The organism is Actinosynnema sp. NPDC059335 (assembly GCF_042752395.1).
GTDB lineage: Bacteria > Actinomycetota > Actinomycetes > Mycobacteriales > Pseudonocardiaceae > Actinosynnema.
Genome location: NZ_JBHYXZ010000065.1, coordinates 1 through 20222 on the forward strand (window position 1 = coordinate 1; position 20222 = coordinate 20222).

Genomic DNA, 20222 nt, shown 5'->3' on the forward strand with positions numbered 1-20222 from the left:
ACGATCTCGGCCACGGTGCCCGCGCACGGCGTGGCGGTGTACCGGGTGTCGGGCGGCAGCCCGATCGCCGCCACCACCTCACGCCTGCGCGGCACCGGCTCGAACCGGTGCGTCGACGTCCAGAACTCCTCCACCGCGGCCGGCGCGGCGACCGTGCTGTGGGACTGCCACACGGCCGCGAGCCAGGCGTGGACCAGCTGGGCGGGCGGTGAGATCCGGGTCTTCGGCGACAAGTGCCTCGACGCGGACAACCAGGGCACCGCCAACGGCACCCGGGTGATCACGTGGAGCTGCAACGGGCAGAACAACCAGAAGTGGACGTTCGGCTCCGACGGCACCATCCGCAACGTCCACGCGGGCCTGTGCCTGGACGCCAACCAGGCGGGCACCGCCAACGGCACCACGTTGATCCTGTGGACCTGCAACGGCCAGAACAACCAAAAGTGGAGCCGGGTCTGAGCGCCACCCGCGCGTCCACCCGGCCCGTGCACCCGCACTTCGACGCGGCGAGGAGCACCGTGCCCGCCTGGCGCACCCCCGTGATCGGCGGATCGCACCCGGACCCGAGCGTGTGCCGGGTCGGGGAGGACTACTACCTGGTCTGCTCCAGCTTCGAGTACTTCCCCGGCGTGCCGGTCCTCCACAGCCGCGACCTCGTGCGCTGGCGGCAGATCGGCAACGTGCTCGACCGGCCGGGCCAGGTGCGGCTGCCCCCGGACGCGCCGGCGTCCCGGGGGGTGCACGGGCCCACCCTCCGCCACGACGGCGCGCGGTTCCGGCTGATCGCGACCAACCCGTCCGCGGGCGGCAACTTCCTCGTCACCGCCGACCGGGTCGACGGGCGCTGGTCTGACCCGGTGCCGGTGGACCTGCCCGGCGTCGCGCCCGACCTGGCGTGGGACGAGCGCGGCGACTGCTGGTGCACCACGTCGGAGGGCCACGTCGCGCGCATCGACCCGGACACCGGCACCGTGCTGGAAGGGCCGTGGCGGTTGTGGGACGCCCGGTACCCCCGCGCGCCGCGCCTGCACCGCATGGGCGAGTGGTGGTACCTGTTCGAGCACGGCACCGCGCGCGTCCTGGCCCGGTCGCGGACGCCCCGCGGCCCGTTCGAACCCGCGCCGGACGACCTCGGCCCCGCGTGCGGTGTCGGGGGAGCGGGCCGCGCCGACGTCGTGGCGACGCCGGACGGCGCCTGGTGGCTGGTGCTGCCGGGCACGCGCGCCCACCCGTCGGGGTTCCACGCGTTCGGCCAGGAGGTCTTCCTGGCCCCCGTGCGCCTGGAGGACGGGTGGCCCGTCGTGGGCGAGGCGCCCGCGCCGGTGGAGGACCAGCCGTGGCAGGTGCGGGACGACTTCGACGAGTTCGTGCTCGCCCCGTGGTGGATCTCGCCGCGCGAACGCCGAACCGGGTCGTGGTCGTTGACCGAACGCCCCGGCTGGCTGACCCTGCGCGCCACCGGCGACACCCTCGACCGGCCCGGCGGCACGTTCGTCGGCCGCCGGCTGCGACACCCCGACTCCCGCGTCTCGGTCCGGGTGGACGCCGGCGCGCCGGTCCGGGCGGGCCTGAGCATCCGGCGCGACGAGGCGCACCACTACGACTTCGAGGTCGTGCCCGGCCGGGTGGACGTGGTCGCCCGGATCGGCCCGGTGCGCCAGGTCGTGGCGAGCCGGACCACCCGGCCCGGACCGCTCACGCTCACCGTGGTCACCCGCACCACCGACCTGGTGCCGCCCTCGTTCGTGCGGCCGACCGACGGGCCGGCCGGTGTCGAGCCGGCCGGCCCGGACACCCTCGCGTTCTACGTGGACGACGATCCCGGCCCGCTCGCGGAGCTGGACGGCCGGTACCTGTCCGACGAGGTGGCCACCGGACCCTCCGGGCGGGTGGCCGGCATGTACGTCACGCGCGGAGTGGCGGCCTTCGACTGGTTCGACTACCGGGGCTCGGGCTGACGCACCGCCGTTGTGAGCGCGCACAACCGGGCAGAAAGTTTGGCCACTGCATGAAGTTCCGAGTGGGTCGAGTGAAGCGCTTCGCGTGATTGTTCCGCTGCTAGAGCTGCTGCCGGAGTCGGCGTACCGGGGTGCGCGCTATTCGTTGACGGCTAACGTTAGCGCTCACAATTTTAGCATTCCGGTAATTGACGACATTGCGGCACGCGACTAGATTGACTCGACGACCGAATCCGTCGCCACGCGAACCGCGTTCCGCCACGCGGCTCCGCCGCGACCGCCCGTCGACGGCACCGCGCCCTCCGTCGAGGAGGAGTGTGGCGGCGGGAGGTCCGCGGCCTGATCAGGCACTCCACCGAAAGGCGAGACCACCGGCGTGAGCCGGCGCGTCGAGCAACCGCAAGTCTGGGAGCGCTCCCACAGCTAGACCCCCCGAATCCGCACAGCACCGACGCTGCGAGGACCTGAATGAGTACAACGAAACTGGCACGCGGCGGCGCCGCTGCCGCCGCCCTGGCCCTGTGTTCGGGGCTGCTGGTGCTGGCGACCACGTCAGCCAGCGCCGCCCCCGGCTGCTCGGTCGACTACCGGGTCAACCAGTGGGACACCGGCTTCACGGCGAACGTCACGGTCAAGAACCTCGGCGACGCGATCTCCGGTGGTTGGACCCTGGAGTGGGACTTCCCCAACAACCAGCGGATCACCAACGGCTGGAGCGCCACCTACGCCCAGTCCGGCCAGCACGTGAGCGCGAGGAACCCGGAGTGGGCGGCGTCGCTGCCCACCGGCGGCAGCGCGAGCTTCGGCTTCAACGCCTCGTACTCCGGCACGAACGCGATCCCCGCGTCGTTCAAGCTCAACGGCACCACGTGCGGCGGCACCGGCCCCACCACGACGACGTCGACGTCCACCTCGACGTCCACGTCGACGACGACCACCACGACCACGACCACCACCACGACGACCACGACCACCACCACGCCCCGGCCCGGTGAGCACGTGGCCAACCCGTACGTGGGCGCGAAGGGCTACCTGAACCCGGACTACGTCACGAACGTCACCAGCCTGGCCGACGCCACCGGCGGGGCGCTGGGCACCGCCATGCGCAAGGTCGCCCAGAACTCCACCGCCGTGTGGATGGACCGCATCGGGGCCATCACCGCCGGGCGGGGCCTGCGCGGCCACCTGGACGAGGCGTTGCGGCAGGCGGCCGGCGGCAGCACGCCGGTGGTGATCCAGGTCGTCGTCTACGACCTGCCCAACCGCGACTGCGCCGCGCTGGCGTCCAACGGCGAGCTGAAGGTCAGCGAGAACGGCCTGGCCCGGTACAAGGCCGAGTACATCGACCCCATCGCGGCGATCCTGGCCGACCCGAAGTACAGCAGCCTGCGGATCGTCGGCATCATCGAGCCCGACTCGCTGCCCAACCTCGTGACGAACCTGAGCAAGCCCAAGTGCGCCGAGGCCAACTCGAGCGGCGCCTACGTGCAGGGCATCCAGTACGCCCTGAACAAGCTCAGCGCGATCCCGAACGTCTACAACTACGTGGACATCGCGCACTCGGGCTGGCTGGGCTGGGACTCGAACATGGGCCCGGCGGTGCAGCTGATCGCCAACACCATCAAGGGCACCACGAAGGGCGTCAACAGCGTTGACGGGTTCGTGTCCAACATGGCCAACACCTCGCCGACCGACGAGCCCAACCTGCCGGACCCGAACCTCACCGTCGGCAGCCAGCAGCTGCGGTCCGCGACGTTCTACCAGTGGAACCCGTACTTCGACGAGGCCGACTTCGGCACCGAGATGCGCAACCGGTTCATCGCGGCCGGCTTCCCGAGCGGCATCGGCATGCTGATCGACACCTCGCGCAACGGCTGGGGCGGACCGAACCGGCCCAGCGGCGCGAGCGGCTCCACCGTGGACGCCTACGTCAACTCCGGCCGCATCGACCGCAAGCTCCACCGGGGCAACTGGTGCAACCAGGCCGGCGCCGGCATCGGCGAGCGGCCGACCGCCGCGCCGCGGGCGGGCTTCGACGCCTACGTGTGGATCAAGCCGCCGGGCGAGTCGGACGGCATCGCCACCAAGACCGACGGCCCGAACGAAGAGGGCAAGCAGCACGACCCGATGTGCGACCCGAACTACCGGGGCGACGACCAGGCCAACGGCGGCAACCTGACCGGCGCCATGGCCGGGGCCCCGCACGCGGGCGCGTGGTTCCCCGCCGGGTTCACCTCCCTCGTCCAGAACGCCTACCCGGCCCTCTGAGGGGAGGCGCGATGACGCGGAGGAAGCAGGCCACGGCCGGGGCGCTGCTGTCGGGCGCGCTCGTGGCCGCGGCCACGGCCCTGGCGGTGAGCGGCGGCGTGCCGGCGCAGGCGGCCGAGTCGGCGTTCTACGTCGACCCGTCGAGTTCCAGCGCGAAGTGGGTGGCGGCCAACCCCGGCGACTGGCGGGCCCCGGTGATCCGGGACCGGATCGCGTCGGTGCCGCAGGCCCGGTGGTACACCACCACCAACACCTCGACGGTGCGCTCGGAGGTCAGCTCGTTTGTCGGCGCGGCGGCGTCGGCGGGCAAGATCCCGATCCTGGTGGTCTACAACATCCCCAACCGCGACTGCGGTGGCGCGAGCGGTGGCGGCGCGCCGTCGCACTCGGCCTACCGGGCGTGGGTGGACGAGGTGGCGGCGGGCCTGGCCGGTCGCCCGGCGTCGATCATCCTGGAACCGGACGTGCTGCCGATCATGAGCAACTGCCAGAGCGCGAGCCAGCAGGCCGAGACCAGGGCGTCGATGGCCTACGCGGGCAAGCGGCTCAAGGCGGGCTCGGGGCAGGCGAAGGTGTACTTCGACATCGGCAACTCGGCCTGGCTGAGCCCGTCGGAGGCGGCCAACCGGCTGCGTGCCGCCGACGTCTCGAACAGCGCCGACGGCATCGCGTCGAACGTGTCGAACTACCGCAGCACGCCCGACGAGGTGGCCTACACGAAGAACATCCTCAACGCCCTGGGTGACAGCAGGCTGAAGGCCGTGATCGACACCAGTCGCAACGGCAACGGCCCGCTGGGCACCGAGTGGTGCGACCCGGCGGGGCGGGCGATCGGCACGCCCAGCACGACGAACACGGGCGACTCCAGGATCGACGCGTTCCTGTGGGTCAAGCTGCCGGGCGAGGCGGACGGCTGCATCGCGCCCGCGGGTCAGTTCGTGCCCCAGCGCGCGTACGACCTGGCGATCGCGGCCGGCCCGACGTCGACCACGACCAGCACCACCACCAGGACCACCACGACCGGCAACAACCCGGGCGGCGGCTGCACGGTGACCCACCGCGTGGTCAGCCAGTGGTCGGGCGGCTACACCGGCGAGATCGTCATCGGGAACCGGGGCGCGGCCATCAACGGCTGGACCCTCTCCTTCTCCGCGCCGGGTGTGACCGTCCAGCAGGGCTGGAACGGGACGTGGACCGACACGGGAGACGCGGTCCGTGTCGTCAACGCGTCCTGGAACGGCAGCCTCGCGACCGGCGGTCAGACGACCGTCGGGTACAACGCGAGTTACAACGGCACCACACCGCCGTTCTCGTCACCGACGCTGAACGGCACGCCGTGCTCTTGATGCCGTAGGCCCTGAAGCGGGTTGGCCCCCCCGGCGGGGGCGCCCACCCCGGGGGGGCAGCCCGGCGGGGGCCCCCCCGCGCGCCCGCCCCCCCCGGGGGGGGGCCCCCCCGAGTCACCGCCCCCCACGGGCGCCCGCGCTCGCCAACCGCCGGGTTCGTGTCTCCGCCACCGGCGTCCGCACTTGCCGAGGCCCGTGTCATCGGCTTCCGCGCTCGCCGAGCGGCCCGTGTCGCCGATGTGGGCATCCGCTGCCGCACCTCCGCGGCGTCCGGCAGCGCGGTCACAATCCGCGAACGCGTGTGGCGGGCAGCCCGGTACCCGCACGCGTGGAATCGAGCAGCGATCCGTGCCGCGAATCCGGGTCCCTGGGCGAACGCGCGTCTGCGGGGATAAGCTGCCTTTCGTGCCGAATCTGCGGATCAGTGAAGCCGCCGCGCTGCTGGGGGTCAGCGACGACACCGTGCGCCGGTGGATCGATCAAGGACGCCTGGCCGCGGTCCAGTTGGACAACGGGCGCAAGGGTGTCGAGGGCGCGGAGCTGGCGGCGTTCGCCCAGCGCGCCGCCGAGGCCGCCGAGCCGGGCGTCACGGTGGCCGCGTCGGCGCGCAACCGGATGCGCGGCATCGTCACGCGGGTGCTCAAGGACGGCGTGATGGCGCAGGTCGAGATGCAGGCCGGGCCGTTCCGGGTCGTGTCGCTGATGAGCCGCGAGTCGGCCGAGGAGCTGGGCCTGGAGGTCGGCAGCGTCGCGGTCGCCTCCATCAAGTCGACCCACGTCGTCGTCGAGATCCCGGAGGCGTGAGCATGCCCCGCACGGCACGCGTGGTCGCGGTGGCCGTGGCCGCCGCCCTGTCCCTGGCCGGCTGCGGCGCGAGCGGGAGCGGGTCGCCCGCCGCCGGGTCGTCCGGCGTGACGGGCGCGATCACCGTGTTCGCCGCCGCGTCGCTGACGGAGACCTTCACCGAGCTGGGCAGGGACTTCGAGGCCGCCCACCCCGGCACGGCGGTGAAGTTCAACTTCGCGGGCAGTTCCGCGCTCGCCCGGCAGATCAACCAGGGCGCGCCGGCCGACGTGTTCGCCTCCGCGTCCCCGGCGAACATGCGGCAGGTGACCGACACCGGCGCGGTCACCGCCACCCCCACCACCTTCGTGCGCAACGAGCTCCGGATCGTCGTGCCCCGGGGCAACCCCGCCGGGATCACCGGGCTGGCCGACTTCGCCGAGGCCGAGACCAAGATCGCGCTGTGCGCCGAGCAGGTGCCCTGCGGGGCGGCGGCGAAGAAGGCGTTCGAGGCCGCCGGCGTGACCCCGCGGCCGGACACGCTGGAGCAGGACGTGAAGGCGGTGCTGACCAAGGTCCGGCTCGGCGAGGTCGACGCCGCCCTGGTCTACGCGACCGACGTCGAGGCCGCGGGTGACGAGGTCGAGGGGATCGGGTTCCCGGAGGCCGAGGAGGCGGTCAACGACTACCCGATCGCGCCGCTGGCCAAGGCCCCGAACGCGGCCGGGGCCCGGGCGTTCGTCGACCACGTGCTGTCCGACCGGGGCCGGGCGGTGCTCACCGAAGCCGGGTTCCTCGCACCGTGACCCGCGTCCGCAGGCGGGCGGTGCGCGGCCGGACGCCGCTGGTCCTCGTGCTGCCCGCGCTGGTGGGCCTGGCGTTCCTGCTGGTCCCGTTCGTGGGGTTGCTGCTGCGCGCCCCGTGGGGGACGCTGCCCGCCCAGCTGTTCAGCCCCGCGGTCGGCCAGGCGCTGCGGCTGTCGCTGGTGTGCGCGACGCTGGCCACGGTGGTGTGCGTGGTGCTGGGCGTGCCGCTGGCCTGGGTGCTGGCCCGCGCCGACGTGCCCGGCCGCGGTGTCCTGCGCGCCCTGGTGACCGTGCCGCTGGTGCTGCCGCCGGTGGTGGGCGGGGTGGCGCTGCTGTTCGTGCTCGGCCGGCGCGGCGTGGTCGGGCAGCACCTCGACGCCTGGTTCGGGATCTCGCTGCCCTTCACGACGGCCGGCGTGGTCGTGGCCGAGGCGTTCGTCGCCATGCCGTTCCTGGTCATCTCCGTCGAGGGCGCGCTGCGCGCCGCCGACCCCCGCTACGAGGAAGCCGCCGCCACCCTCGGCGCGTCGCGCTGGCACGCCTTCCGCCGCGTCACCCTGCCGTCGATCCTGCCCGGGCTGGTCGCCGGCACCGTCCTGTGCTGGGCCCGGGCGCTGGGCGAGTTCGGGGCCACCATCACGTTCGCCGGCAACTTCCCCGGCGAGACCACCACCATGCCGCTGGCCGTGTACCTCGCCCTGGAAACGGACCCCGACGCCGCGATCGTGCTCAGCGTCGTGCTCCTGCTGGTCTCCGTCGCGGTGCTCGCCGGCCTGCGCGACCGCTGGATCAGGACGGCCACGTGACCCTCGACGCCCACCTGTGCGCCACCCGCGGCGGCTTCACCCTCGACCTGGCCCTGACCGTCGCACCGGGCGAGGTCGTCGCCCTGCTCGGCCCGAACGGGGCCGGCAAGACCACCGCCCTGCGCGCCCTGGCCGGCCTGCTCCCGCTGACCGACGGCCACCTGCGCCTGGACGGCCGCGCGTGGGACGAGCCGCCGCGCGCGTTCGTGCCGCCCGAGCACCGCCCGACCGGCGTCGTGTTCCAGGACTACCTGCTGTTCCACCACCTCACCGCCCTGGACAACGTCGCGTTCGGCCCCCGCGCCCGCGGCGCCCGCAAGGCCGACGCCCGTGCCACTGCCCGCACCTGGCTCGACCGCGTCGGCCTCGCCGGGCACGCGGGCCGCAAACCCCGTGCCCTGTCCGGCGGCCAGGCCCAACGCGTCGCCCTCGCCCGCGCCCTGGCCACCGACCCGCGGCTGCTCCTGCTGGACGAACCCCTGGCCGCCCTGGACGCCGCCACCCGCCTCCAGGTCCGCGCCGACCTGGGCAGCCACCTCGACGCGTTCGCCGGCCACACGGTCCTGGTCACCCACGACCCGGTCGACGCCATGGTGCTGGCCGACCGCCTGGTCGTGCTGGAAGGGGGGCGCGTCGTGCAGGAGGGCCCGCCCGTCGAGGTGGCCCGCCACCCGCGCACGCCGTACGTGGCCGACCTGGTGGGCCTCAACCTCTACCGCGGCACCGCCGCCGGCGCCACCGTCGACCTGGCCGAAGGTGGTCGCCTCACCCTGGCCCGCCCCGCCCACGGCCCGGTGCTGGTCACCTTCGCCCCGAACGCGGTCACCCTGCACGCCACCCGCCCCGACGGCGCCGCCAACACCTGGCCGGTCACCGCCGCCGGCATGGAGCAGCACGCCCACACCACGAGGGTCCGGCTGGCCGGCGCGCCGCCCGCGCTGGCCGACATCACCACCGCGACCCTCGCCGAACTCCGCCCGCGCCCCGGTGACCGGCTGTGGGCCGCCGTGGAACCGGCCGAGACCCGCGCCTATCCCGCCTGACCGGCTCGTGGGCGTGGCGGGGGCGGCGGGTACCGGCGACCGACCCCGGACGGGCCGGGGAGCCCGCGCCTGTTCCGGCTGACCGGCGCGACGCCCCACGTCGGGGTGTCGCGCCGGGTCGGCTGTCGCGTCGGCTCGGGGTTGCCCAGCGTCGTGCGGGTCGCGTCGGCTCGGGGTTGCCCAGCGTCGTGCGGGTCGCGTCGGCTCGGGGTTGCCCTGCGTCCTGCGCGTCGCGTCGGGTGGGGGTTGCTGCGCGTCGGGGTGGCGGTCGCCCGGTCCGGGCGGGCTCAGCCCGGCGAGACGGTGAACAGGCGGCCGTAGGCGGTGATCTCCGACGCCAGGTGCCCCGCCCCCGCGAGGTGCAGCGCGTGCCACAGCAGGACCTGGTTGGCGGTCAGCACCGCGAAGCCGCAGTCCCGCTCCAGCGCGTCCACCACGCCGACCGCCCGGATGCCGTTGCCCGCGACCAGCACCGCGTCCGGCTCGGCCCGCGCCACCGCGGTCCGGATCCAGTCCGAGAGCGCTCCCGGCGTGATCAGCTTCTGGTCGCTGGGCAACCCGCACGGCCCGTGCTGGACGACCTCCAGCCCGTGCTCCGCGAAGTACTGCGCGCCCAGGCCGGACAGCTCGTCGTCGAACCACGGCGGGTTGACGACGGCCACCCGGCGTGCGCCGAGCGCGGCGAAACCCGCCACCGCGGCCCTGGTGGTGCCGGTGATCGGCAAACCGCGGGTGTGGCCGGCGAGCCGGTCGAACAGGTCCTTCTCCCCGGCCGCGCCGAGGACGTACGCGGAGCTGGTGAAGCCGAGCGCGATCACGTCGAGCGGCGCGGCGGCGAGCAGTTCGACCGCGGTGTCGACGTGCGGCGGCTCGACGAACGCCCGGACCGGCGCGTGCGGGATCTTCGGGTCCATCTCGCCGCCGGCGCGCATCGCGCCGAAGTGCACGCGCGAGCCGTGGACGACGACGTCGCGCGGGGCGAGGGCCTGCAGCTCGGACTCCGGCCCGACGTCGGCGTGGGGCACGACCACGCCGATCCGGGCGCGCGCACCCCAGCCGTCCGGGACGGTGGCGGGTTCGGTCATCGTGCGGTCCTCCTTCCGAACGAGGGCGGTCACCCGGCCGCCTCGGCGACCAGGGAGCCGCCGCGAACGGTCCCCGTGCCCTCCGCGTCGAGGAAGGCCGGGTGGTTCGTCCTCATCTGCTCCATCACGAACTCGTACGGCAGGTCGTCGAACCCGCCGTGGTCGACCAGGAACTCCATGCTCCGGCGGCCGTCCTCGTCGAACGGGTGGTACAGGCTGTCGGCGGTGCCGTCGAACTCCAGCGGCTTGAGCCCGTACAGCCGGCACAGCAGCCGGTTGAAGACGGGCGTCGCCTTGACCCACTTCCCGTCCAGGTGGACGGAGGTCAGGCCGTGGAAGAACACGTCGCCGCCGATGTGCGCGCGCAGCCGGTCGGACGCGAGGTGGTTGCGGACCTTCCCGTAGTGCAGCCGCGCCGGGATGCCCACCGCGCGGCAGCACGCCGCGTAGAGCACCGACTTGTGCAGGCAGAAGCCCTGCTTGCGGCGCGCGACGTGACTGGCCTTGAGCCCGTCGCGGGACAGGTCCGCGCCGTAGACCTCGTAGAACACGTCGTCGCGGACCGCGTAGTACAGCGCGGTCGCCAGTTCCCCCTTGCCGATGCCGCGGTCGGGCACCGCGGCGTCGATGAACTCCTGGACGGGTTCGGACTCGAAGTCGAGGAACTCCGTCGGCGCGGTCAGCCGCGCGAGGTCGTCAGTCACGGGGCGCTCCCTGGGCAGCCGTGGCACGCAGGCCCAGCAGCGACGCGATCCGGTTGCGCTGCACCTCGTTCGTGCCGGAGTAGATGGTCCCGCCGACCGCGTTGCGCACGTCGGCTTCGACACCGGTGCCGGTGAGGTACCCGGCCCCGCCGAAGATCTGCACGGCGTCCAGCGCGGTGCGCAGGTTCGCCTCGCTCACCACCGTCTTGGTGGCGGCGACGTCGATCGCGGCGTCCTCGCCCGCCTCGACCTTGGCCCCGGTGTCGTACAGCCACTTGCGGGCCGTCTCCACCGCGATCTTCATGTCGGCGACCTTGTGGCCGACGGCCTGGAACCCGCCGATCGGTTGGCCGAACTGCGTGCGCTCCCGGGCCCGCCGGACGCACCGCTCCAGCCGGTGCTCCATCTCGCCGAGCGTGATCGAGAACGAGAGCAGGACCTCCCGCTTCATGATGTGGTCGAGGATCAGGAAGCCCGCGCCTTCCCGGCCGACCCGCCGCGACGCCGGCACGCGCACGCCGTCGAGGGTCACCGCGCCGAGCGGCGAGGTCCGCAGGCCCATCTTGTCGAGCGGTTCGCCGATGCGCAGGCCGGGCGTGTCGCGCTCCACCAGGAAGCAGCTCAACCCGAACGGGCCGGGCGCGCCGGTGCGGACGTAGAGCAGCAGCAGGTCCGCGATCGGCGCGTTGGTGATGAACATCTTCTCGCCGTCGAGGACGTAGTCGTCGCCGTCCCGGCGGGCGGTCGTGGTGATGCCGGTGGCGTCCGAGCCGTTCGTCGGCTCGGTGATCGCGTGCGCGGTGACCAGCTCGCCGGAGACGATCCCCGGCAGGTAGGTCTCCCGCAGCTCCTCGCTCCCGAACGCCTGCAGGACCAGCCCCACGCTGACGATCTGCGTCGACGTGGAGAAGTTCAGGCCCGCGTCCCGGGACGTGTGGCCGAGCCCTTCCAGCGCCCGCATGGTCTCGGTGAGGGAGTGGCCCCGGCCGCCGTACCGCGGGTCGAACGGGACGGCGAGGATGCCGCTGCGCCGGATCGCCTTCCACTTCTCCCACGGGAACTCGCCGCGGGCGTCCCACGCCGCGGTGTCGAGGTTCAGCTCCTCGGCCCAGGGGGCGGCGGTGGCGAAGGTGTCGGAGGTTGCGGTCATGGTGATTCAGCCCCTCGCTGGTGCCGTGGGCGGGGCCACCCGACCGGCGGGCGGCCCCACCGGGAACGGATCAGTACTGGGAGAACCCGTCGTCGGATAAGGCGTGCTTCTCGTCGCCGCGCAGCGGCGGGTTGAACACCGAGATGAGCCGCAGGTCCTCGTCGTCGGAGGCGACGAGGTAGTGCGCGTCGTGCTTGTCCAGCGCGTACAAGGTGCCCTCGACGATCTTGTGACGCTCCCCGTCGGCGGTGACGACCTCGCCGGAGCCACCGATGCAGTAGCACGCCTCCAGGTGGCGGCGGTACTGCAGCGCGCTGGTCGTGCCCTGCCGCACCAAGGTCTCGCAGACGGTGAAGCCCATGCCGTCGGACTCGGTGAGCAGGCGGTGGCTCGTGCCGTTGCCCCACTCGACCGGGGCGATCTCGTCGTAGCTGCGGACGATCACGTGGTCTCTCCTAGTTGAATGGGATTCGGGGAATCACGCGTGCTGTTCCGGTCAGGCCGACACCGCGGTGGCCGTGCGCCGGATGAAGGAGCAGATGTGCCCGATGTCGCGGAAGTTCGACGGCTCCAGCGGGATGTCGTCCACCGGGATGCCGTAGGTCTTGCTGATGTGCGAGATCAACCGCACGAGGCCCAGGCTGTCGACCACGCCGTTCCCGATGAGGTCGAAGTCGTCGGTCAGGTCGGGAACGTCCTCGCCGGACAGGAACTCGGTGACGACGTAGTCGCGGACCTGCGTTGCCAAATCCATCAGTCAGCGCCCTCCATGACGGTGTGCTTGATCAGCTTCCGATCCGGCTTGCCGGTGGGCGTGCGCGGCAGCGGCACGTCGCCGACCCGGATCGTGGACGGGATGGCGTGGCGCGGGAGCGTTCTCGCGCCGTGGCTGCGGAGCGTGAGGGAGGTCAGCCCCGATCCCGGCTTCCGCTCGACCTCGGCGTGCAGGCGGTGCCCCGCCGCGACGTCCGGGACGGCGACGACCGCGACCGCCTCCACGTCCGGGTGGGCCGCCAGCACGGCCTCCACCTCCAGCACGTTCGTGCGGATGCCGCGCACCTTGACCTGGAAGTCGCGGCGTCCCTCCAGGACGAACGAGCCGTCGGCGTCCCGGGTGGCCACGTCGCCGGTCCGGTAGAACGGGCCGCCCCCGTCGGGAGCCGGGACGAACGCCTTGTCGTTGAGCGAGGTCTGGAGGTAGCCGGTGGTCTGGAACGGGGTCCGGACGAGCAGTTCGCCGGTGCCCGGACCCTCCACGGTCGTGCCGTCGTCGTGGACGAGCACCGCGTCCACGCCGTCGATCGGCCTGCCGATGGGGATGCGCGGACCGGCGGTCGCGGGGTCGACCTCGTGGATGAAGCTGTCGTTGGTCTCCGTGCAGCCGAAGACGTTGTAGAACCGGGCGCGCGGGAACGCGCGGGCGATCCGCGGCAGGAGCCGGTAGGGGAGCGCCTCGCCGGTGAACACGACCGCCCTGGCCGGGAAGGTCGCGTCCGCGTCCTCGGTGAGCAGTTGGTAGAGCAGCGGCACACCCTGGACGAACGTGACGCCGTGGTCGTGCGCCAGGCGGCGCAGCCGGTTGCCGTCCGCGCCGGCGGCCGGGTCGACCAGCACGACGCGGGCGCCCAGGCGCAGGAAGACCCACACGTCCAACAGGGACAGGTCGAAGTTGAACGGCGCGTAGGCGAGCGACACGTCGTCGGCCGTCAGCCCGAACCGCTTCGTCGCCCACTCCGCGAAACGGTCGAAAGCGGACTCGGGCACGGGGACGATCTTCGGCGTCCCGGTGGAACCGGACGTGGTGAACAGGATCCTGGTCCGGCTCGGGTCGACGGGCTCGAAGCCCGCCGGCTCGGCGGCCGCCACCGCGGTCGCCGCGGGTGGCCCGTCGGGACCCGCGGTGAGCACGTGCGAGCACCGGGCCTGCTCGCAGGCGGTCCGGAGGGCGTCCGGGCCGAGTTCGGCCGACGGCACGAGGACGCCGGCGCCCACCGTGAAGCAGGCGATCAGCAACGCGACGGTCTCGACCGACTTGTGCGCCGGGACGCACACCGGCCGGTCGGGGGTCACGCCGAGCGCGGCCAGGTCGGCCGCGTACCGCTCGACGAGCCCGGACAACTCGCCGTAGGTCACTTCCCGGTCCGCGTGGACCAGCGCGACCGACCCGGAACGGCGCACCGCGTGTTCGGCGAGGTGACCGAGCAAACGCGACGAAGGCACGATTCCTCCTCGGGAGCAAGCTGTGCCGTGGGAAGCAGGACTGCCTGAGCGACGGACCGGCGCGTGGCGCCCAAGGTCGACGTGCCCGCTGAAGCGGCAAGGGTTCGCCCCGGCTGATCTCTCAGCGGTTCCGACCGTCCTGTCGCTGTGACGTGTAAATTAACCGCGAACAGATGCACGGTCAAGCAACTAACTTCGGTCCCGATGCGGATCACACATCACGACCGCCCGTTGCGTCGAACGGCGGAATGGATTCCTGCTCCGGTTTTTCGACGGCACTGCTGCGAGAGGCGGAATTCCGATCAGCCGGCGCTGCGGATCGCCTGCACGAGGCGGGCCAGCTCCTGGTCGGCGCCGGCGGTGTTCAACGCGGAGCTGAGCACCTCGGCGTAGGTGGCCCGGGCCGCGACGTGCAGCTGCCTGCCCTCGTCGGTGATCACGGCGTAGACGCCGCGCTTGTCGTCGGGGCAGAGGTCCCGCCGGGCGAAACCGAGCGCGTCCAGGCGCGCGACCAGCCGCGTCACCGAGCTCTGACCGAGGCCGATCCGGTCGGCCAGCTCCTGCATCCGCCACTCGCCGGCGGGCGAGTTCGACAGCTCGGCCAGGGCCCGGTACTCCGACAGCCCGACGCCGTGGCGTCGCTGCATGGCCTGGGCGAGCTGGCGTTCGACGTGCACGTGCAGGGTCAGCACCCGGCCCCAGGCGGCCTGGTCGGAGGCGGCTTCGGTGGTCTGGCGGTGGGTTGCGCTCATCTCGTCACCTGCGCTTCCGATCGGCAGCCAAGTCCATGAGTGAGCAACATTCTAGAACGTGGCCGGCTTGTCCGGGCTTGACTGTGCTGGTACATACAACGGGCGTGAGGCCGACTCTACCGGTTGCCGGCGGGGTTCCGGGAGCCTCGCCTCCCCCGCGGAACGCCGGACCACCCGTCTGATCGCCTGCGGGCATGCCCCGATTCGCCCGTTCGGCCTGCCGGCGGCCTCCGCCCCTTCCGCCCGTGCCTGCTCTCCGACGTGAGCCTTGGGTCCGAAGATCCATGCACGTGCAAGTTTCCGGATCGGGTCGACACGCGTGTCGGGTTGCCTCGGCAGGCGCGGTGACGAGGTAATCGCCGCAGGTCAGAGCTGGTGTTGTACGACGGCACGGTGACGGTGCCCGCGAAGGACTTGACGAGAGCATGCACATGCATGCAAATATTGAGCCGGTATCCCTCGTGTGGATGTGGAGAGGAGTCATGAACCCACCCGAGGTCGTCGTCTACTTCGACTACGTGTGCCCGTACTGCCTGCTCGCCGAGGACGTCATCGAGACGGTCGCCGCCGAGGCGGGCGCCGCGGTCACGTGGCGGCCGCACGAGCTGCGGCCCTACCCGAACCCCACCCTGCGCCCGGAGGACGACTACCTGCCGCGGGTCTGGCGGAGTTCGGTCTACCCGATGGCGGAGCGGCTCGGGGTGCCGATCAAGCTGCCGACCGTGTCGCCCCAGCCCTACACGCACCTGCCGTTCGAGGGCTCGCTGTTCGCCGAGGAGCACGGCCGGGCCAAGGAGTACCACCTGGCCGTGCTGAAGGCGTTCTTCCAGCACGACCTCGACATCGGCCGGCCGGACGTGCTGGCGGAGATCGCCGCCGAGGTCGGGCTGGACGCCGGGGAGTTCGCCGCCGCGCTCGCCGAGCGCCGGTACGCCGACCGGCACCGCGACCGGCTCGCCGAGGCCAGGGCGGCGGGCGTGCGGGCCGTCCCGACCATCGACATCGGCTCGCACCGCATCGAGGGCGTGCCGAGCCCCGATGAACTGCGCAAAGCGCTGAGCTAGCAAGGAAAGGAAAGCGACATGCACTGGGTCTACCTGGCGATCGCCACCGTCTTCGAGATCGCCTTCGCGCTGTGCGCCAACGCCGCCAAGGGTTTCACCCGGCTGTGGCCGTCCATCCTCACGCTCGTCATCGGCGCGCTCGGCACGTTCTTCCTGAGCCTGGCGCTCATCACCCTGGACGTCGGCGTGGGTTACGCGATCTGGACCGGCCTCGGCTCCGTCGGCATCGTGCTGCTCGGCGCGCTGCTGTTCAAGGAGCGCCTCGACTGGCGCAAGGTCCTCGGCATCGCCGTCGTCATCGTCGGCGTGGTGGGCCTGGAACTGTCCGGTGCGGCCGTCTGACCCGACGCGCCCGTCCGGACCCGGCACGCAGACCATCGCAAAGGGAGCACACGAGATGACCACCACCTCGACCCGACCCGGCACGACCCGGCACGACGACACCGCCACCGCGAGCCGCCGCGCCTGGATCATCCTGCTGATCGCGGGCCTCGTGGAGATCGGCTACGCGGTCAGCGTCGGCGGCAGCAAGGGGTTCAGCGACCTCGGCTGGTCGATCGCCGCGGGCGTGTTCTTCTTCCTCACCGTCTTCACGCTCAGCCTGGCGCTGAAGAACATCGACGTCGGCATCGGCTACGCGGTCTGGACCGGCATCGGCTCGTCCGGCGCGGCCGTCGTGAGCGCGTTCCTGCTGGACCAGGCCCTCACCCCGGTGCGGGTGTTCTGGCTGGCGGTGATCATCGGCGGGGTCGTGTGGCTGAAGCTCGCCTCCAGCCCGAAGCACGCCTCGGGCCGGTCGTGATGACGGCGCTCGACGTCGACCGGATCGCCGGCCACATGCGGGAGGCGGTGGACCTCGCGCTGGCCGAGGTGGAGCGCGGCGGCATCCCGTTCGCGGGGGTCGTGCTCCACCCCACCGCCGGCGTCCTCGGCACCGGGGTGAACCGCGTCCTGGTCGAGCGCGACCCCACCGCGCACGCCGAGGTCGTGGCGTTGCGCGCCGCGGCGAAGACCGACCCGGCGCTGGTCGCCGAGTCCGTGCTGCTGGCCTCGGGCGAGCCGTGCGGCATGTGCTACCGCGCCGCGTTCGACCACGGCGTCACCACCGTCTACTACGCGGTGAGCGCCGACGAGGCCGCCCGGTACGGCTTCGACTACCGCGCCTCCTACCGGGACCTCGACCGCCGCGGCCGGACCATCGAGCCGTGCCCCGTCGACGGATCGCTCGACCCGTTCACGGCCTGGGCGCGCCGCGCCGGCTGACCACCACCGCGAGGGGCACGGCCACCCGGCCGTGCCCCGTCGTCGTCCGGGAGCCCGCTCGGTGCCGCCGAACGCCGCCGACGGAGCCCCGCCGTGCGTGCCTCACGAGAAGATCAGGGCGAGCCCGACGAACAGCTCGCGGACCTGCCACAGCCCTGGTGAGCGCGTCCACACCTGGGCCGACGCACGGTCCCACAGCGGTGCGAGCCCCGCCGGGGCGACCGTGTCGATGCCGAGACGGCCCGCGGTCACGTCGACCCGCGGCAGGTGGTAGGGGTGCGCCACGATCGCCGCGGTGGACCACCCGCGCTCCGCCATGATCCCCCGGCACTGACGGAGCACCCGGGACGTCGAGACGTACCTGTCCGCGTCGTCCGGGACCTGACCCACCGGGATGCACCGTTCGGGACCCCCGGGCAGCCGGTTGATGCACTCCGCCACCTCGACTTGCGCGAGCACCGGCTTGCCGGGGAACAAGCCGATCGCGGAGCGGGCGAGGTAGTCGTTGACGACACCGGGTTCGGTCCCGACCGGCGATCTGCGGTAGCCGAAGCTGCACGCGATCACGCACGAGACCTCCCGAGGGTCGCCGTGTGCCCGGTAGCGACCGGTGAGCCCGGCGACCAGCTCACCCGGCACCCTCTTCCTGGGAAGGCCCACGACCCGCTCTCCTCACCGGTCCTCGCGCACGACCTCAGCCCGGAAGCCGTTCCGGTGCTGCCCGTCGTGCGCCCGGGACGACCGCCGACAGGTCGGCCGCCTGCCGCCCCGCGCGTTGCAGGGCCGCGGTGATGATCACGAGCGTCACTGTGAACCCGCTGAGGACGAGCGTTGCGTACGCTGTGAACGCCGTTCGGATCCCCGCGCCCATCCACGGCAGCGGGTCACGCCAGACGCGGATCAGCGCGACGGTCAGCGGCACGGCCACGACACCCGCGTAGAGCCCGAGGCACCCCAGGTAGCCGACGCGTTGTTTGGACACGGCCACCCCTCTCCGCTCGCCGGAGATGTGGTTCTCCCACCGGAGGGGCGAGGTGGGGAAGGCCGGGTCGCCCGAGGGCCGGTGGCGGGACATGATCTCGCCCAGGGCCACCTCGAAGCCCCGCAGGTACCGGCCGACCCGTTCCATGCGTATCAGCTCGCCGAACCAGGCGAGCGTGGCGCACCACGAGGACAGGGGCAGCACCACCCCGAACACGAGCAGGAACACCAGGTGGAGGAAGCCCTGGGCGGAAGGACTGGTGTTCGCGTTCATGGACTGGTTCGCCACGAGGATGCCGGCGCTGAAGACGACGCCCAGGATCGCCATGCTCCACTGCAGTATCGACTGCTGGGCTTGTCGCGCCTGCGCACCCTCGCCGCGTAACGAGTCGTATTCGGCTTTCATGAAGTCCAAGGCGATCTGGTCGGCCTGGCCGAACGTCGTGCCGACGTTCCGGTTCGCCGCGAGCGCCGAAACCCCGGTCGGGCATTTGCACGAACAACGCGAAATCCACATGGGGCCGATGGTAAGACCGTTTTCCCTGCTCAGCCTGGCCTCGGGACCGGCTCGACGCGCGCCCGGCCGCCACCCGGCGCACCTCGGACCAGGGCGCGTGCCGTCGGGTCAGGCGCGCCACACCGTGCCGCGGCGCTCGTACTCCAGGATGGTCTCCACCTGCTGGGCCGACCGCGCGCCCAGGAAGCGCTCGACCAGCCACAGGGCCACGTCCAGCCCGGACGTGACGCCGCCGCCCGTGACCAGGTCGCCGTCGTCGACCACGCGGGCGTCCACGACGGTCGCGCCGGCCGCGGCCAGGTCGGCCTTCGCGCGGTGGTGGGTGGTGGCGTTGCGGCCCCTGGTGAGGCCGGCGGCCGACAGCGCCATGACACCGGTGCAGATGCCGACGTGCAGCACGTCGGCGTCGGCCAGTCGGCGCAGGAAACCGCGATCGGCCATCAGCCGCCGCACACCGACGCTGCCCGGGTCGCTGTAGCGGCCCCCGCCCGGCACCACCAGCACGTCGGCCGCGTGCGGCGACCAGCCCTGGCCCACCTCGACCCGTGCGCCGAAGTTGCAGGTCACGGTGCCGGGGCGGCCGGTGGTGACGAGCGTGGCGGTGAGCGCGCCACCGCTCAACCCGGCGGCCATGCCGAACACCTCCGCGGGCGCGGCCCAGTCCTGCTCCTCCACCCCGTCGAACATCAGCACCTGCACCCGCACCGGGTCCGCGGCCGACGCCACCGGCGCCGCCGCGGCGAGCGCGCCCAGACCGCCGGCCATGCCGACCGACAGCGCCGACGCGCGCAGGAAACCACGACGCTCCACCACGAACCTCCCGACTCCCGGATCCCTTGCCCCAGGAGTCGGACCCGCCCCGTCCCCGGTTCCCGGCGTCAGTCCTTCAGCGGGTCGTGGCCCCAGTTCATGAGGGAGTAGCGCCACCTCGTGTGCTCCACGTCCCCGCCCGGCCGCTGGGCGAGGTGCCGGTGGACGTACCCGACCACCTTGCGCATGTGCGCCCGGTCGTCGTCGGTCAGGTCCGCCTCCTTCGTGCGCAGCAGCTCGACTATCCGCCGGCCGGACTCGTGCCCGACCGACTCCCCGCCGTCGGACTGCCCGACGGACCGGGACTCGTCGGTCTCCAGCCACCGCGCCAGTTCCGCGGCCGTCATGTTCACGGCCTCGTCGAACCCGCCGCTCACGAGTCGTCGCCCAGGGCGCTCGGCTTGTGCACCGCGTCCTTGCCGCTCTTGTCGCTGCGCACGCGGTACTGCGGGTCCTCTTCGGACGCGCGCACCGTCCTGCCCGCCGCCTCGGTGTCCTCGGTGATCTCCTCGACCACCTCCCCGTGCACGGTCCGGCCGTGACTGGACCAGGTGACCTCGTCGCCCTCGTGGAACTTCTCCTCACCCATGGGCGAAGTCTGTGGCGTCCCGCCCGACCGCGCACGACGATCACCGCCCGACCGGGCGTGCGGCGCGGTCCGGGCAG

The 20222-nt window shown here is 72.6% G+C and carries 24 protein-coding genes; 12 read left to right on the forward strand and 12 right to left on the reverse strand.

Annotated features, from left to right (window positions below):
- From ACFXGA_RS20930 to ACFXGA_RS20965, 8 genes are all read left to right on the forward strand, one after another.
- Positions 1–459 (forward strand): ricin-type beta-trefoil lectin domain protein (locus ACFXGA_RS20930; RefSeq protein ID WP_378090296.1); only part of this gene is annotated, 459 nt, incomplete at its 5' end.
- Entirely contained in the window at positions 414–1958 is a 1545-nt protein-coding gene (locus tag ACFXGA_RS20935) for a family 43 glycosylhydrolase (RefSeq protein ID WP_378090298.1), read from the forward strand. The genes ACFXGA_RS20930 and ACFXGA_RS20935, both read left to right, overlap by 46 nt.
- Before the next feature lie 468 nt (positions 1959–2426).
- Positions 2427–4226, forward strand: coding sequence for a glycoside hydrolase family 6 protein (locus tag ACFXGA_RS20940; protein WP_378090300.1), 1800 nt, complete (start codon positions 2427–2429; stop codon positions 4224–4226).
- A gap of 11 nt (positions 4227–4237) precedes the next feature.
- Positions 4238–5572, forward strand: a complete 1335-nt coding sequence (locus tag ACFXGA_RS20945; RefSeq protein ID WP_378090302.1) for a glycoside hydrolase family 6 protein — start codon at positions 4238–4240, stop codon at positions 5570–5572.
- A 405-nt stretch (positions 5573–5977) separates the two neighbouring features.
- Entirely contained in the window at positions 5978–6376 is a 399-nt protein-coding gene (locus ACFXGA_RS20950; RefSeq protein ID WP_378090304.1) for a molybdopterin-binding protein, read from the forward strand.
- Positions 6377–6378: 2 nt separating this feature from the next.
- Positions 6379–7161 (forward strand): molybdate ABC transporter substrate-binding protein, encoded by a 783-nt coding sequence (gene modA, locus ACFXGA_RS20955; protein ID WP_378090306.1) that lies wholly within the window; start codon positions 6379–6381, stop codon positions 7159–7161.
- Complete coding sequence (gene modB, locus ACFXGA_RS20960; protein ID WP_378090308.1) at positions 7158–7967, forward strand: molybdate ABC transporter permease subunit; 810 nt, start codon at positions 7158–7160, stop codon at positions 7965–7967. Before modA ends, modB begins: the two co-directional genes overlap by 4 nt.
- Positions 7964–9010, forward strand: coding sequence for an ABC transporter ATP-binding protein (locus ACFXGA_RS20965; RefSeq protein ID WP_378090310.1), 1047 nt, complete (start codon positions 7964–7966; stop codon positions 9008–9010). Before modB ends, ACFXGA_RS20965 begins: the two co-directional genes overlap by 4 nt.
- A gap of 287 nt (positions 9011–9297) precedes the next feature.
- On the opposite strand, the gene ACFXGA_RS20970 is transcribed toward ACFXGA_RS20965, so the two are convergent.
- From ACFXGA_RS20970 to ACFXGA_RS21000, 7 genes are all read right to left on the reverse strand, one after another.
- Positions 9298–10095, reverse strand: coding sequence for a maleate cis-trans isomerase (locus tag ACFXGA_RS20970; RefSeq protein ID WP_378090312.1), 798 nt, complete (start codon positions 10093–10095; stop codon positions 9298–9300).
- Between the two features lie 29 nt (positions 10096–10124).
- The gene (locus ACFXGA_RS20975) at positions 10125–10799 is read right to left on the reverse strand and encodes a transglutaminase family protein (RefSeq protein ID WP_378090314.1); all 675 of its coding nucleotides are present in this window, start codon (positions 10797–10799) and stop codon (positions 10125–10127) included.
- Positions 10792–11949: an acyl-CoA dehydrogenase family protein gene (locus ACFXGA_RS20980; RefSeq protein WP_378090316.1), complete on the reverse strand. Its 1158-nt coding sequence runs from the start codon at positions 11947–11949 to the stop codon at positions 10792–10794. The genes ACFXGA_RS20975 and ACFXGA_RS20980 overlap by 8 nt, the downstream gene beginning before the upstream one ends.
- 70 nt (positions 11950–12019) lie before the next feature.
- The gene (locus tag ACFXGA_RS20985; RefSeq protein WP_378090318.1) at positions 12020–12394 is read right to left on the reverse strand and encodes an ectoine synthase; all 375 of its coding nucleotides are present in this window, start codon (positions 12392–12394) and stop codon (positions 12020–12022) included.
- 51 nt (positions 12395–12445) lie between these two features.
- Positions 12446–12703, reverse strand: a complete 258-nt coding sequence (locus ACFXGA_RS20990; protein WP_378090320.1) for an acyl carrier protein — start codon at positions 12701–12703, stop codon at positions 12446–12448.
- A complete protein-coding gene (locus ACFXGA_RS20995; RefSeq protein WP_378090322.1) occupies positions 12703–14169 on the reverse strand; it encodes an AMP-binding protein in 1467 nt (488 codons plus the stop codon). Before ACFXGA_RS20995 ends, ACFXGA_RS20990 begins: the two co-directional genes overlap by 1 nt.
- Before the next feature lie 302 nt (positions 14170–14471).
- Complete coding sequence (locus tag ACFXGA_RS21000) at positions 14472–14921, reverse strand: MarR family winged helix-turn-helix transcriptional regulator (RefSeq protein ID WP_378090324.1); 450 nt, start codon at positions 14919–14921, stop codon at positions 14472–14474.
- Positions 14922–15403: 482 nt separating this feature from the next.
- On the opposite strand from ACFXGA_RS21000, the gene ACFXGA_RS21005 reads away from it, so the two are divergent.
- From ACFXGA_RS21005 to ACFXGA_RS21020, 4 genes are read left to right on the forward strand one after another with little or no spacing between them, the layout of a single operon-like run.
- On the forward strand, positions 15404–15985 hold the full coding sequence (locus tag ACFXGA_RS21005) for a DsbA family protein (protein ID WP_378090326.1): 582 nt from the start codon (positions 15404–15406) through the stop codon (positions 15983–15985).
- An 18-nt stretch (positions 15986–16003) separates the two neighbouring features.
- Positions 16004–16327 carry a DMT family transporter gene (locus tag ACFXGA_RS21010; protein ID WP_378090328.1) on the forward strand — a complete coding sequence of 108 codons (324 nt, stop codon included), beginning with the start codon at positions 16004–16006 and terminating at the stop codon, positions 16325–16327.
- A gap of 55 nt (positions 16328–16382) precedes the next feature.
- On the forward strand, positions 16383–16787 hold the full coding sequence (locus tag ACFXGA_RS21015; RefSeq protein ID WP_378090330.1) for a DMT family transporter: 405 nt from the start codon (positions 16383–16385) through the stop codon (positions 16785–16787).
- Positions 16739–17248, forward strand: a complete 510-nt coding sequence (locus tag ACFXGA_RS21020) for a nucleoside deaminase (protein ID WP_378090331.1) — start codon at positions 16739–16741, stop codon at positions 17246–17248. Before ACFXGA_RS21015 ends, ACFXGA_RS21020 begins: the two co-directional genes overlap by 49 nt.
- A gap of 102 nt (positions 17249–17350) precedes the next feature.
- Here the strand turns inward: ACFXGA_RS21020 and ACFXGA_RS21025 are convergent, their stop codons facing one another.
- The 5 genes from ACFXGA_RS21025 to ACFXGA_RS21045 all read right to left on the reverse strand — a co-directional run bounded on the left by ACFXGA_RS21025 (position 17351) and on the right by ACFXGA_RS21045 (position 20145).
- Positions 17351–17908, reverse strand: a complete 558-nt coding sequence (locus ACFXGA_RS21025) for a hypothetical protein (protein WP_378090333.1) — start codon at positions 17906–17908, stop codon at positions 17351–17353.
- A 34-nt stretch (positions 17909–17942) separates the two neighbouring features.
- Complete coding sequence (locus ACFXGA_RS21030; protein ID WP_378090335.1) at positions 17943–18746, reverse strand: hypothetical protein; 804 nt, start codon at positions 18744–18746, stop codon at positions 17943–17945.
- 108 nt (positions 18747–18854) lie between these two features.
- Complete coding sequence (locus ACFXGA_RS21035; RefSeq protein WP_378090337.1) at positions 18855–19556, reverse strand: DJ-1/PfpI family protein; 702 nt, start codon at positions 19554–19556, stop codon at positions 18855–18857.
- A 68-nt stretch (positions 19557–19624) separates the two neighbouring features.
- Positions 19625–19933 (reverse strand): DUF3140 domain-containing protein, encoded by a 309-nt coding sequence (locus ACFXGA_RS21040; protein WP_378090339.1) that lies wholly within the window; start codon positions 19931–19933, stop codon positions 19625–19627.
- A complete protein-coding gene (locus ACFXGA_RS21045) occupies positions 19930–20145 on the reverse strand; it encodes a DUF2945 domain-containing protein (protein ID WP_378090341.1) in 216 nt (71 codons plus the stop codon). The genes ACFXGA_RS21040 and ACFXGA_RS21045 overlap by 4 nt, the downstream gene beginning before the upstream one ends.
- Positions 20146–20222: the final 77 nt, after the last annotated feature.

Coding starts and splice junctions, on each gene's coding strand:
- ACFXGA_RS20940 (WP_378090300.1), top strand. CDS start 2,427: ATGAGTACAACGAAACTGGCACGCGGCGGCGCCGCTGCCGCCGCCCTG.
- ACFXGA_RS20945 (WP_378090302.1), top strand. CDS start 4,238: ATGACGCGGAGGAAGCAGGCCACGGCCGGGGCGCTGCTGTCGGGCGCG.
- modA (WP_378090306.1), top strand. CDS start 6,379: ATGCCCCGCACGGCACGCGTGGTCGCGGTGGCCGTGGCCGCCGCCCTG.
- ACFXGA_RS20970 (WP_378090312.1), bottom strand. CDS start 10,095: ATGACCGAACCCGCCACCGTCCCGGACGGCTGGGGTGCGCGCGCCCGG.
- ACFXGA_RS20980 (WP_378090316.1), bottom strand. CDS start 11,949: ATGACCGCAACCTCCGACACCTTCGCCACCGCCGCCCCCTGGGCCGAG.
- ACFXGA_RS20990 (WP_378090320.1), bottom strand. CDS start 12,703: ATGGATTTGGCAACGCAGGTCCGCGACTACGTCGTCACCGAGTTCCTG.
- ACFXGA_RS21000 (WP_378090324.1), bottom strand. CDS start 14,921: ATGAGCGCAACCCACCGCCAGACCACCGAAGCCGCCTCCGACCAGGCC.
- ACFXGA_RS21005 (WP_378090326.1), top strand. CDS start 15,404: ATGAACCCACCCGAGGTCGTCGTCTACTTCGACTACGTGTGCCCGTAC.
- ACFXGA_RS21010 (WP_378090328.1), top strand. CDS start 16,004: ATGCACTGGGTCTACCTGGCGATCGCCACCGTCTTCGAGATCGCCTTC.
- ACFXGA_RS21015 (WP_378090330.1), top strand. CDS start 16,383: ATGACCACCACCTCGACCCGACCCGGCACGACCCGGCACGACGACACC.
- ACFXGA_RS21030 (WP_378090335.1), bottom strand. CDS start 18,746: ATGTGGATTTCGCGTTGTTCGTGCAAATGCCCGACCGGGGTTTCGGCG.
- ACFXGA_RS21045 (WP_378090341.1), bottom strand. CDS start 20,145: ATGGGTGAGGAGAAGTTCCACGAGGGCGACGAGGTCACCTGGTCCAGT.